11 protein-coding genes and 1 tRNA gene are annotated in these 12,468 nt (G+C 64.6%); 1 reads left to right on the plus strand and 11 read right to left on the minus strand.

Annotation, left to right across the window (positions count from 1 at the left end; translation table 11 throughout):
* Positions 1 to 157: 157 nt before the first annotated feature.
* Positions 158 to 231 (minus strand) — tRNA-Lys (locus NATTI_RS0101180).
* A 189-nt stretch (positions 232 to 420) separates the two neighbouring features.
* On the opposite strand from NATTI_RS0101180, the gene NATTI_RS0101185 reads away from it, so the two are divergent.
* The gene (locus NATTI_RS0101185) at positions 421 to 1,869 is read left to right on the plus strand and encodes a DHH family phosphoesterase (protein ID WP_006091625.1); all 1,449 of its coding nucleotides are present in this window, start codon (positions 421 to 423) and stop codon (positions 1,867 to 1,869) included.
* A gap of 120 nt (positions 1,870 to 1,989) precedes the next feature.
* Here the strand turns inward: NATTI_RS0101185 and NATTI_RS0101190 are convergent, their stop codons facing one another.
* The 10 genes from NATTI_RS0101190 to NATTI_RS0101240 form a co-directional block, all read right to left on the minus strand.
* Positions 1,990 to 2,283, minus strand: coding sequence for a PRC-barrel domain-containing protein (locus NATTI_RS0101190; RefSeq protein WP_006091627.1), 294 nt, complete (start codon positions 2,281 to 2,283; stop codon positions 1,990 to 1,992).
* A gap of 127 nt (positions 2,284 to 2,410) precedes the next feature.
* Positions 2,411 to 3,607, minus strand: a complete 1,197-nt coding sequence (locus NATTI_RS0101195; RefSeq protein WP_006091628.1) for a phosphotransacetylase family protein — start codon at positions 3,605 to 3,607, stop codon at positions 2,411 to 2,413.
* Positions 3,604 to 5,724: an acetate--CoA ligase family protein gene (locus NATTI_RS0101200; RefSeq protein WP_006091630.1), complete on the minus strand. Its 2,121-nt coding sequence runs from the start codon at positions 5,722 to 5,724 to the stop codon at positions 3,604 to 3,606. The genes NATTI_RS0101195 and NATTI_RS0101200 overlap by 4 nt, the downstream gene beginning before the upstream one ends.
* Before the next feature lie 163 nt (positions 5,725 to 5,887).
* Complete coding sequence (locus NATTI_RS0101205) at positions 5,888 to 7,048, minus strand: metal ABC transporter permease (protein ID WP_006091632.1); 1,161 nt, start codon at positions 7,046 to 7,048, stop codon at positions 5,888 to 5,890.
* A gap of 14 nt (positions 7,049 to 7,062) precedes the next feature.
* On the minus strand, positions 7,063 to 7,803 hold the full coding sequence (locus tag NATTI_RS0101210) for a metal ABC transporter ATP-binding protein (RefSeq protein WP_006091633.1): 741 nt from the start codon (positions 7,801 to 7,803) through the stop codon (positions 7,063 to 7,065).
* Positions 7,804 to 7,915: 112 nt separating this feature from the next.
* The gene (locus NATTI_RS0101220) at positions 7,916 to 9,298 is read right to left on the minus strand and encodes a metal ABC transporter solute-binding protein, Zn/Mn family (RefSeq protein ID WP_006091635.1); all 1,383 of its coding nucleotides are present in this window, start codon (positions 9,296 to 9,298) and stop codon (positions 7,916 to 7,918) included.
* A gap of 151 nt (positions 9,299 to 9,449) precedes the next feature.
* Positions 9,450 to 10,088 (minus strand): hypothetical protein, encoded by a 639-nt coding sequence (locus tag NATTI_RS0101225; RefSeq protein ID WP_006091636.1) that lies wholly within the window; start codon positions 10,086 to 10,088, stop codon positions 9,450 to 9,452.
* Positions 10,089 to 10,250: 162 nt separating this feature from the next.
* Complete coding sequence (locus NATTI_RS0101230; RefSeq protein ID WP_006091638.1) at positions 10,251 to 10,727, minus strand: YbaK/EbsC family protein; 477 nt, start codon at positions 10,725 to 10,727, stop codon at positions 10,251 to 10,253.
* Between the two features lie 33 nt (positions 10,728 to 10,760).
* Positions 10,761 to 11,183, minus strand: coding sequence for a hypothetical protein (locus NATTI_RS0101235; protein WP_006091639.1), 423 nt, complete (start codon positions 11,181 to 11,183; stop codon positions 10,761 to 10,763).
* A gap of 48 nt (positions 11,184 to 11,231) precedes the next feature.
* Positions 11,232 to 12,404, minus strand: a complete 1,173-nt coding sequence (locus NATTI_RS0101240) for a YhjD/YihY/BrkB family envelope integrity protein (protein ID WP_006091640.1) — start codon at positions 12,402 to 12,404, stop codon at positions 11,232 to 11,234.
* Positions 12,405 to 12,468: the final 64 nt, after the last annotated feature.

Here is a 12,468-nt window from a genome sequence, read left to right on the forward strand (position 1 = left end):
TGCTCCTCGCGTGATTGCTCGGAGCAAAAGCGGGCCGGGCGCGATTATGAACACACGGTCACACGGTCGCTCACTCCGTTCGCGCTGCGTGTTCCCTGCGTTCAAATCACGCCGGTTCCGTTGCTGTCGGCTCACGATTTTGTTCGCCGACAGAAAGCGGGCCGGGCGCGATTTGAACACGCGACCGTCTGATTAAGAGTCAGACGCTCTCCCTAACTGAGCTACCGGCCCTGTACCTGCGACTTTTTCGTGGGCAGGGATATACGTTTCCCTTAGACGGCGTTGTGGCAGGCGTAACCATACGTCAACCGGCTCACAGCGTACGTGCCCGCCGTACGACGGCGGTTCCGCCACGAACGCACATTCGCTACGTAACAATCTTCGGGAGCGTTAAGTGCGGTCGGTCCGACCACACGTTCAATGAGTACGGGGGTTACGATCTCGTCGATCTCTGACTACGCGATCTTGGGCTGTGGGAGCGTCGGCTACGCCGTCGCGGAGGAACTCGTCGAACAGGGCAAGGACGTCCTGATCATCGACCGCGACGAGAGCCGCGTCGAGTCGCTCCGCGATCAGGACTTAGACGCTCGCACGGCCGACATCCGCGAACCCGAAACCGCCGACCTCGTCGCCGACCGCGACGTCGTCCTCATCCTCGCCTCCGACGTCGAATCCAACAAACAGGCGGTCGAACACGTCCGCGCCGTCGACGACACCCAGTTTCTCGTCGCCCGCGCGAGCGATCCCGTCTCCGGCGACGAACTCGAGGAGCTCGGTGCCGACATCGTCATCAACCCCTCCTCGGTGATCGCCGAGTCCGCGCTTCGGGCCCTCGAGTCGGGCGAACTCGAGTACAACGCAGGGAAGCTCGCCCAGTTGTTGGAGGAGACCTCCGAACGTCTGGCCATCGTCACGCAGGACAGTCCGGATCCGGACTCGATCGCGAGCGCGGCGGCCTTACAGGCCATTGCCAGCCATCTCGGCCTCGAGTCCGACATCATCTATCTGGGTGACGTCGGTCACCAGGAGAACCGCGCGTTCGTCAATCTGCTGGGGATTGATCTGGTCCAGTGGGACGAGATCGAGGATCACACGGTGTACGACACCGTCGCGCTGGTGGACCACGCGACGTCCTCGGAGATGGATCTCTCGGTGGACATCATCGTCGACCACCACGAACCCGAGGAGGAGTACGAACCCGAGTTCGTCGACATCCGGCCGAATATGTCCTCGACGTCGACGATCATGACGAAGTACATCCAGGAGTTCGACATGAACGTCTCAGAGGAGGTCGCGACCGCGCTCCTCTACGGCATTCGGGCTGAGACGTTGGATTTCAAACGCGACACTACCCCCGCCGATCTCACCGCTGCGGCGTATCTCTACCCCTTCGCGAACCACGACACGTTAGAGCAGGTCGAGTCGCCGTCGATGTCCCCCGAGACGTTGGACGTTCTCGCCGAGGCGATCACCAACCGGGACGTTCAGGGGAGCCATCTGGTCTCAAATGCCGGACTGGTTCGCGACCGCGAGGCGCTAACCCAGGCCGCCAGCCACCTACTGGACCTCGAGGGTGTCACCACCACGGCGGTCTTCGGCATCGCTGACGAAACCATCTTTCTCGCCGGTCGCTCGAAGGATATCCGCATCAACATCGGCAAAGTGCTCGAGGACGCCTACGGCGAGATGGGCGAGACGGCGGGCCACTCGACGCAGGCCAGCGCGGAGATCCCGCTTGGCATCTTCACCGGCATCGAAATCTCGGAGGATACGCGGGATACGCTGCTCGAGTTAACCGAAGAAGCGGTCAAACGGACGCTGTTCGACGCGATGGGCGTCGAGGGCAGTGAAGGGTCGAACGGGAACTGACGAGTCGATTCCGGTTGAAGTAGCCGTTCTTCGATCTCTCATTGCCGACAGCGGTACGCACGAAACGGATGCGAGTCGCTCACCGTGCTATCGACGGGCAACGAACAGTGTGAACCGCGCTTAAGCGATTAGTTCGTCCTCTTCCTCGTCGGGCTTGCGGACGCGCTCGACGACGTCGTTGATCAGAATAACGTCACCGACGGCACGGACCCAGCGGTAAGGGACGATGACGCCCTGTCCGCCGCGGGATGCGTCGGTGAACAGCTGGTTGTTCAGGTCGCCGAGTGCGAGCCCGGTGACGGTCTGGCCGTCGACGTTCAGGCGGAGGTCCTCGACTTCGCCGACGAAGACGCCGTTGTTCGAGTACACCTCGCGTCCGACGAGAGAGGTAATTTCTTGCGGAGTGTCGTCCATGTCTGGGTTCATGCGTGGTGGACTCTTAACTTTTGGTCAGACATGACAGTCATCGGGAGCGGGTCACACGGGGTGGCCGGCTACCGGTCGGATCGAGTGCTGGCAAAAACGGAGAAGGGGCGTCTCGCTACTCGAGGTCGAGAATCTCGTCGATGGCCGCGTGATCGGACAGCAGGTCCTCCATCCGATCGACCGTCTCCGCGTCGCGCGTGCGCCCGCTCCGGACGATGTCCTCGGCCCGCTCGACCGTCGTAAGCGTGTCCGTCTGCACCGAGAGAATCGGTAGCCCCTGGTCCGTGGCTTGCCCGATGATCGCGCCGGACGGTCGGTGGCCGCCAGTCAGAATGAGACAGCGAACGCCGGGGGCCTCGAGCGCGGCCGTGTGGATCTCCGCGCGGTCGCCACCCGTGATCACGGCCGCGTCCTTCGTCCGCCGGAAGTGACGCAGGGCGCTATCCGGCCCCATCGCGCCGACGCTGAACCGTTCGACGTAGCCGTCCGTGTCACCCTCGACGAGCGTCGTCGCGCCGAGTGCGTCCGCCAGACCGGCGACCGTAACGCCCGACAGCGTCCGTTCGCTCGGCACGACACCGAAGACCGGAACCCCTCGGCTCTCGAGGAATGGGACGACATCGGTCTCGAGCGGATCGTACGCCGCGTCCGCGACATCGTTGAAAACGACGCCTGCCAGCCGGTCGCCGAAGGTATCAGCCGCGGCCAGCACGTCGTCGATGTCCCCGGGAACCGCGTAGGGGGCGACGAGGACGACGCGAGCGTCCAGCAACGCGGCGATGTCGACGTCGGTAAGGTCGACGATCCCACCGATATCGTACTCGCCACCGCCCTCGAGAAACAGCCGGTCGCGGTCGGCCGCGAGCGTCTCGAACGCCTCGACGACGCGCTCGCGGAGCTCAGCGGGATCTTCGCGGCCGCGCATCGCCTGTTCGACAAATGTCGGCGAGTAGACAATCGGCTCAAGATCGTGCATCTCGGCCTCGAGATCGAGCAGCTCTCGAGCGAGCATCGGATCCTCGTCGAGCGTCTTCCCGACGTTGCTCTGCAGTCGGGTCCCCTTGGGCTTCATGTAGCCGACGCTGTCGCCCTCTCGCTGGGCGATGCGGGCCAGCGCGAGCGTGATCGCCGTCTTGCCGGTGCTCTCCGCGAGCGAGGCGACGAGGATCGCGTCGGTGTCTCGCTCGCTCGCGGCGTCGCTCGTTGCGGCCGCGGTCGATTCGTTGTCGGTCGTCTCCGGGTCGGTGCCGGTTTCTGGGTCGGTACGGGTCTCGGGGTCAGTGGGTGGGTCCGTGGGTTCGGTGTCGGTCATGCTTTCTCCGTATCGTCCGTCTCGAGCGTCTCCGTGTCGACGGTTAGTCTGAGATCGATCGCCTGTACGCCGTTCGGTCCTGCCACGAGCGGGTTCACGTCGAGTTCGAGGATCGACGGAAAGTCGGTCACGAGCTGTGAGAGCCGCTGGATCGTCTCGACGACCTGCTCAGTGTCCGCCGGCTCGCGGCCGCGAGCGCCGCGTAACAGCGGAGCGGCCTGAATCTCGTCGACCATCGCCCGAGCTTCGTCGGCTCCGATCGGGGCGACGCGAACCGAGGTGTCCTCCAGGATTTCGACGAAGATGCCGCCGAGACCGAACAGCAGGAGGGGACCGAACTGCGGATCGCGATTCACGCCGACGATCGTCTCCGTAGCGGTGTCGAGATCGACCAGTTCCTGGACCTGTACGCCGAGGATCGCCGCGTCGGGTTGGTAGTTACGCGCTCGAGCGACGAGATCCTCGTAGGCGTCGTAGACGTCGTCGTTCGCGACGCCGACTTTGACGCCGCCGATGTCGGACTTGTGGCTGATGTCGGGGCTGACGATCTTCATGACGACGTCGCCCTCGATCGACGCGGCAATCTCGCGCGCCCGCTCCGGATCGTCGACGATCTCGCCGGCCGGGATTGGAATGCCGTACGCCTCGAGCAGGTCCATCGACTCGACGCCGAGTCGGTTGTCGTCACGTCGCGTGGCCCGCTCGAGGATCTCGCGGGCCCGTTCGCGGTCGACATCGAAGCGTTGGGGGTCGTCGATCGTTCGCTCGCGAATATCCCGGAAGCGGGCGAGCGCGTCGAGCCCCGAAACCGCCCGCGCGGGATCGAAGTAGTTCGGAATGCCAAACTCCCGGAGGACCTCCTCGGCGGCCCGCGCCCGCTCGCCGCCCATCAGACAGGTGACGACGGGCGTGTCGTGGTCTTCGCGTTTCTCGATCACCGTCTCGGCGAGTTTGTCGTACTGGAGGACAGCAGTTGGCGCGCTGACGACGACGGCGCTGCCGACGTTCGGATCGCCGAGTGCGATGTCGAGCGCCTCACCGAAGCGTTCGACGTCCGCGTCCCCGATGGCGTCGATCGGGTTGTAGACGTTGGCCTCCTCGGGCATTCGTTCGGTCAACGCGGCGATCGTCTCGTCGGTAAAGGTCGCCATCTCAAGGCGCGAGTCGCCAACCGCGTCGGTCGTGAGCACGCCGGGGCCGCCCGCGTTCGTGACCACGGCGACGCCGTCGTGGTCGGGTTCGGGAAGCCCCGACAGCGCCCGCGCGTAGTCGAACAGCTCCTGGACGGAGTTCGCGCGGATCACGCCGGCCTGCTCAAGCCCCGCCTCGTAGGCGCGCTCGCTGCCGGCGATCGCACCCGTGTGTGAGGAGGCTGCCTGTGCGCCGGCGTCCGTTCGTCCCGACTTGACGAGGACAATCGGTGTATTGTCGGTTACCTCGCGAGCGGCGTCGATGAACTCGTCGCCGTCGTCGATTCCTTCGAGGTAGCCGATGATGACGTCGGTCTCCGGATCCTCGCCCCACTCGCGGACGAAGTCGGTTTCGTCGAGGACGGCCTTGTTACCGAGCGAGACGACGTCTTGAAAGCCGATCTCCTGTTCGTTGGCCCAGTCGAGGACGGCAGTGATGAACGCCCCCGACTGGCTCATAAAGGAGATCGACCCCTCGAGCGCGTTCTCGGGACCGAACGTGGCGTTCATGCCGTTCGGCGTCGACATGATACCGAGGCTGTTGGGGCCGACAACGTTGAGATCGTACTCGTCGGCGACCGCGCGGAGTTCGCGTTCGCGCGTGGCCCCCTCACTCCCCGTCTCGGCAAAGCCGGCCGTGATAACGACGACGTTCTCCGTTCCGGCCTCGCCGGCGTCCCGCAAGGTTTCGATCACGGCGTCGGGGGGAACCACGACGACCGCCAGATCGATCGGCGGCGCGCTCGACACGTCTGCGTAGCACTCGATCCCCAGTACCTCGTCGCGCGTCGGGTGGATCGGTACGACCTCGCCGTCGAACTCGTCGCGCAAGTTCTCGAGGATCGCACGACCGACGGCACCCTCGCGGTCGGTCGCACCGACTACGGCGACGGATTGGGGATCGAAGAGTGCGGATAACCGTCCCATCGTTCGACGAGTCGGGCCGCGACGGATTAAAAGCGTCCCCTGCTCCCACGGTCGGGGAGTCGGTCCCGATCTGCTGGCGGCTCATGCGGTGTGCTGTACGTCATTTCCGGCGGGACCGCGAGCGTCCTGCGGTTGCACCGATACGTCGGTACAGCAAACCGTATCAGTGCATCGAGAGCGCGGCCGATCGTTCCGAGAAGACGACTGCGAACACGTAGATGAGGATCGCGACGACGATGATCGATCCGCCCGACGGGAGGCTCTGGCTGATCGCGAACGCGAAGCCGCCGAGTACCGAAACCTGTCCGATCAGGATCGAGAGGTAGAGCGTCTCCCGAAAGCTGCGAGCGATCTGCGAGGCCGCTGCGACGGGAATCACGAGCATTCCGGCGACGAGGATCACGCCCAGTACCTGCATCGCGCCGACGACCACGACCGCGGTCATGACGACGAGCAGGGTGTTGTACCAACCGACGTTGAGCTGGGCGACCCGTGCGGCCTGTTCGTCGAACGTGATAAAGAGCAGCTGTTTGTACGTGAGCGCGACCACGCCGACGACGACGACGCTCAACACGGCCATCAGGCGGGCACCGCCCGCGGTGACGACCGCGAGGCTACCGAAGAGGTAGGCCTCGATGTCGATGGAGACCGGAACGGTGCCCCGGCCCCAACTGATGAGCAAGGTCCCGACGGCGAAGCTCCCGCTGAGCATGATCGCGATCGGCACGTCGCCGAACGTATTCGTGCGTTCGGTGAGCCACTGGACGGCCAGCGCGCCGAGGATACTCACGACGAGCGCGATGAACAGCAACGATCCCTCGAGTCCCGTACTCCCCGATCCGAGCCCGGTTACGCCGATTACGATGAGCCCGACTGCGACGCCGGCGAATGCCGTGTGCGCGAGCGTCTCACCGATCAGGGCCATCTGCCGGTGGACCAGATAGGTGCCGACCAGGGGCGCGACGATCCCGATGAGAACGCCGGTCGCGATCGATCGCCACATGAACGGGTGCTGGAAGACGTTCGTTCCGAACCCGTAGTCCATCCACTGGCCGACGATCATGACCTGTTCGAAGACGAACCCGATGCCGGGATCGATCCCCGTCGCCGAGTAGAACGTCTCGACGACGGAGTACGAGTCGGCGTACGGATACAGCCGGAGCCAGTCGAGCGCGATGAACCCGATCATCACCGCTGCCAGTAGGCCAACCACGACGATCCCGAGCAGTTGGAGCAGGCGGAACGGATCGGCCGCAGCAGCCGGTGTCGTAGTGGTCGTACTCGAGACATCGGGGTCGACGGCGTGGTCTTCGCCTTGACTCATTGCTCACTCATCGGTCAGTGGTGGTGGTGGACGACCGTGCCCGTCGTCCCGTACGCTTCGGCCAGCGCGTCGCTCTCGACGAACGACTCGGTGTCGCCGTGGTGGTACAGTTCGGTGTTGATACAGGCGATACGATTCGCGCGGTCCGTGACGACGCCGATGTCGTGTTCGATCAGGACGATCGTGATGCCCGAGTCGTTGAGCGAGTCCAGCAGCTGGTAGAAGGCGTCTCGAGACTCGGCGTCGACGCCGACGGTCGGCTCGTCCAGAGCGAGCAGGTCCGCCTCCGACGCCAGCGCCCGCGCAATGTAGGCGCGCTGGCGTTGGCCGCCCGAAAGCTGGTTGACTCGGCGGTCGGCCAGGTTTGTAATACCGACCGTCTCGAGCGCTTCGTCGGCGATTTCGCGGTCCTCGTGGGTCATTCTCGAGTGACCGACGTGAGCGAATCGACCCATCCGAACGCACTCGCGGACGGTGACCGGCATGGTGCCGCCGCCGCTTGTCGCCTGCTGGGAGACGTAGCCGATCCGTTCGCCCTGATCGAACTCGTCGACGGGCTGGCCGAACAGCTCGATCTCTCCGCTGTCGGGCGAGTGTAGCCCGAGCATGAGGTGTAATAGCGTCGTTTTGCCGGAGCCGTTGGGACCGATCAGGCCAAGGAAGTCGCCCTCCTCGATGGTCAGCGACACGTCCTTGACCGCGGGCTGTGTGCCGTAGGCGAACGACACGTCCCGAACGTCGACGACCGAGTTCACTGTGTATTCACTCCGGTTTCGGACGCGGATGCGCTTAGTTCTTCCAGTTTCGATGCAGCCACCGTTCCGGTCAGTCCGCTCGACCGTCCGACCGTCCCGTGCGACGCCGCGATCATTCCGCACCGAGCGCTTTTCGCAGTGACGGCAGGTTCAGTTCCTCCATCTGTTCGACCCATCCCCAGCCGTCGTCCTCCCACTCCTGGGTCGTCCCCTCCGCGGGGCTGATCGGTTCCGCGTTCTCCGCATCGCTGTTCTCGAGGAGGTGCTCGACGTCGGTCGGCAGGGCCCCCTCGTCGCCCTCGAACGGGTCGTAGAGGATCGTCTCGATGTCGTTGTCGTCGATGATCTCGATCGTGTTGGCGAGATCGCCCGACGTGACGCCGGCGTCCGGCGAGATGTCCTGTGCCGTGTGGATCTCGAACCCGTACCGGTGCTCGATGTACTGGAACGAGTCGTGTCCGGCGAGGACGGCGACGTCGCGCTCTGCGTTCGCGGAGAGCTCGTCGAACTGCTGGTGGACTGCCTCGAGGCGGTCGACGTACTCCGCGGCGTTTTCCTCGTATACCTCGGCACTGTCCGGATCGGCTTCGGCGAGTCCGTCGGCGATCGTCTCGACGATCTCTCCTGCGAGGACTGGATCGACCCAGACGTGCGGGTCGTAGGACTCCGGCGGTTCGGCGTCCTCGACGACGTCCGCGCTCATGTTGTCCGCGCTCGTGTCCCAGACGACCTCCCCGTCGGCGACGAGTTCGAAGACGATCCGCGTTCGCCCGATCTCGAGGCCGCGGAAGACGACGTGATCGCCTTCGGACTCGATCTCGAGGACGTCCTCGTCCGCGCCGTCGACGACTCGCGCGTCGAGCTGGAACGGCTCGTCCTCGCCCAGCGGCAGGACGCGACCGTCGGCGTCCTCGAACACGCCGTCGACCGCGGTCGTGCCGCCGACGGGAATCTCGGGAAGCTCGCCGTGCCAGTGGTCGGCGCTGGTGTGCCAGTAGGCGACCTCGGTGCCCGACGGACGGTGGTAGACATCGAAGGTTCTAACGGAGACATCGGCTGGATCGTCGTCGTACTCGTCGGGCTGGCGGTCGGCACCATCGCTATCGTCGTCGCCGAGCGGCAGCAACTGGCTCTCGAGCCCCGCCATGCCGTCGATCAGCGTGACGTGGTCGTAGTCGGTCTCGATGTCGGCGGCGATGTCCTGTGCCCAGTCGAACTCGACGGTGTCGAGGTAGACGAAGACGTCGCCGTCGACGATGTCGCGCTGGATGTCGGCGGGTGGTTCCTCGCCGTGTCCCATCTCGCCGGTCGGGATGGGGTTCTCGAACGACATCTCGTCGCCGGCAACCTGTTCGGCCCAGTCCTGGAGGGCGAAGAAGGCGGCGTAGCCGCCTCCCGCGGTATCGCTGTCGGGCTCGCTCAAACAGCCGGCGAGCGTACTGAGGGCGAGCACGCCGGCCCCCGATTGCAGCACCGAACGGCGTGTACGGTTCATACCGGACGAAGTCGATGCGTGGTTAAAAGTATTATTATTTCTAGGAAGCCGTTTAATAACTCCTGCTACCGGGTTGTCGAGTGTTAGCAACGAGTAAACTCGGCGGGAGACGCTGGATCGAAACCGAAGCGCGGCTCAGTGAGCGACGACGCTAGTGGTCGTCGTCGTGGTCGTGATCGTCATCGTGGTCGTGATCATCATCATGATCGTCGTCGTGGTCATGGTCGTGATCGTGGTCGTGATCGTCGTCCATGTCGACGTGTTCCTGCTCGCCGTCGCCGACCTCGACCTCGAGTTCGGGCGTCTCGTAGACCACTTCGTCGTCCTCGACTAACTGGAAGACGATGTCGGTGAACCCCTCCTCTTCGCCCTCGACGTGGAGGTGGTCACCGTGGGTGTCGACGGAGACGATCTCGTCAGCCCCCTCGTAGACCTCGGCGTCGAGTTCGATGTCCTCGCCAAGTGCGACCTCGTCGCCGTCGGCGTCTTCGACGTGTGCACCGAGCGAGACGTGGTCGCCGTCCGGGACCATCAGGGGACCGTGGTCCCAGTGGTCGCCGTGGACGTAGGCGATGACGTCCTCGTCGTGGTCTCGGTCGAGCAGGTGGAACTCCTCGATCTCGAGGGATTCCGGCTCGTCCCCACCGTTGTCGCCGTTGTCGCCGTCACCGTTGTCGTCACTCCCGTCGTCATCGTCGCCGCCGAGACAGCCGGCGAGACCAGCGAGTGCGATCGAACCGGACGTTGCGAGCAGTGTTCGGCGAGTCGCCGATCGTGGATCTGCGGTCATGATAGTTACCAACGGAGAGTTGCGACTCATTAGTAATGAAACTGACGATCTTAATAATAGAGAACAACCGAAATCGGGGAGATGCTAAACGCTCGTCGAAACGGATCGCTGTGACCGCGAGGCGCGAATACGAGTGTCGACGGTTCGAAAAGTGGGTTCGGTTCAGTCGGTGACGATCGTTGGCTCGGCGTCCGCGAGCCGTCGTAGCTCGTCGGGGTCGATGGGGAAGACCGCCTCTGGCGTCCCTGCGGCCGCCCAGACGGTCTCGTGCTCGAGCAACGTTTCGTCGACGACGACGGGAACGGATCGGTCGTGACAGAACGGTGGCACGCCGCCGATCGACCAGCCGAGTTCGTCTTTGATCTCCCCGGCGTCGGCCATCGAGACGGCGTCGCCGCGTACGTCGAACGCGTCGCCGAGTGCGGCCTCGTCGACCCGGTTCGCACCGCTCGTCACCGAAACGACGAGCGAGCCGTCGACGTCGAACACGAGCGAACTGGCGATCTGGGCGACGTCACAGCCGACCGCCTCGGCCGCGTCGGCTGCCGTTTTCGTCCCTTCGGGGAACTCCTCGACCTCGGGGTCGAACTCGTACTCGTCGCGGGCGCGTTCTGCGAATGCCGTCGCACGTGGATGCATGGACTCTTGTTACGATCAGGGCCACAAAAACGTTCACTCGAGCGAGACCGAGAGCCGAACCCCGTTTCGGCGTCGGTACGCCGGTAGCTGTCCCGTCTCGTGGTCGCGGACAACGTCGAAGACATCGAATCGGATGACCAGCCGTCCAGGATCGATCGTCGCCCGCAGGACCGGTCCGCGACTCGTGACGACGACGTACGGCGGTGCGGCGACCGGCTGGGCCCGCAGCCTGTAGCCCGTCGCGTCGACGGCGTCGTCGAGCACGAGCGGTAGCTGCTCGAGCAGCGCGGTCGCCTCGAGCGCCCCTCGAAGCCCCTCGACCACGGCGTCGCGGTCGGTCGTGCGGGCCGTGTCCCAGGGGTCGGCGACCTGCGTCGCGCAGTGATCGATCCCGTCGACGATCGCGGCGTGCTCGTCTTGAATCCGGCGTCGAGCGTCTCGGACCGGGTACGACACGGCTACGACTGCGAGTGGGAGTCACTAAGGTGTCCCGACTCGCCCCGGCTACTCTCGCCGACGTTCGACGGTCCCGATCTTCAGCGTCTGCACGCGGTGTGCCACCGTTCGTATCGCCCGTCGCCACGCTGGGTTCTCCGACGCCGTACGCCGGTGGTCCTCGAGTTCGCGTCGCAGGCGTTCGTTCGCGTCCGACAGGTCGCGATTTGTCATCTCGAGATCGTCGACGCGGTCCTCGAGTCGGTAGCGACGATCCCGCTGAGCCTCGAGATCGAGCCGTAACTGATTCCGCTCGCGCTCTAAGTTATCGGCGCGGTCGGCGAGCCGCTCGCGTTCGCGCTTCCCGTCGTCGACGAACGGCTCGCGCTCCGTCGCGGCGATAGACTCTTCGGAGAGATCCACTTCCTCGTCGTCGGTCTCGGACTCCTCCTCGGGGACGAGATAGCCGGCCCCGATGGCGTTGACGACGGCGCCCGAGAGCAGGATGAGGCCACCGAAGTAGAGCCACGTCAGCAACAGGAGGATGGCACCGACTGCTCCACCTCCTGAATCGGCGGCGAAAGCGACGTACACGCGAAAGAGCGACTGCAGTGCCATCCAGCCGACGGCCGCGACGATGACACCGGGAATCACCTCGCGTTTGGAGATTCCTTCGATGTCAGGGAAGTAGTAGTACATCGGATAGAACGCAGCCGCGAGCACGATGACGAGCAGGAGCGACTGCAACAGACCGAAGCCGGGAATGCTCGGCAGGAACGCGAAAACGATCCCCATGCCGGCCGCCGCGACCACCGCGCCGCCGATCGCACCGAAGACGAGCAGAGCGTCGCGCAGCTGTTCGACGAACGAGTTCTCGCCGGCAGTCCCGTAAATCTCGGAGAAAGCCGTGTCCAACCCCCTGAAAATTTTCAACGACCCCCAGACGAGGATGACGACGCCGATGACCGTCGACCCCGCCGTCGCGGGTGAGTCCTCGAGCGACTCCTCGACGAGCAGCTGACCGCTCTCCGGGAGGGTACCCTGGGTCGTCTCCGTAACCTGCGTCGCGAACTGCTCGTCCGGGACAAGCGTCACGAGGAAGAAGACGAGAACGAGCAACGGGATCAGCGAGATGAACGCCTGATACGCGATGCTCGCGGCCATGAAGGGCACATTTTTCTCCTGAATACCGTCGACGATCGTCTTTCCGAAGGCGATGCCGTCCCGAACGTCCGTAGACATACGATAGAAACGGCACCGGACCACGATAGGCCGTTGGCTTGCAGCGACCGTGTCCCTTAACCCG

The organism is Natronorubrum tibetense GA33 (assembly GCF_000383975.1).
GTDB classification, from domain to species: Archaea; Halobacteriota; Halobacteria; order Halobacteriales; family Natrialbaceae; genus Natronorubrum; species Natronorubrum tibetense.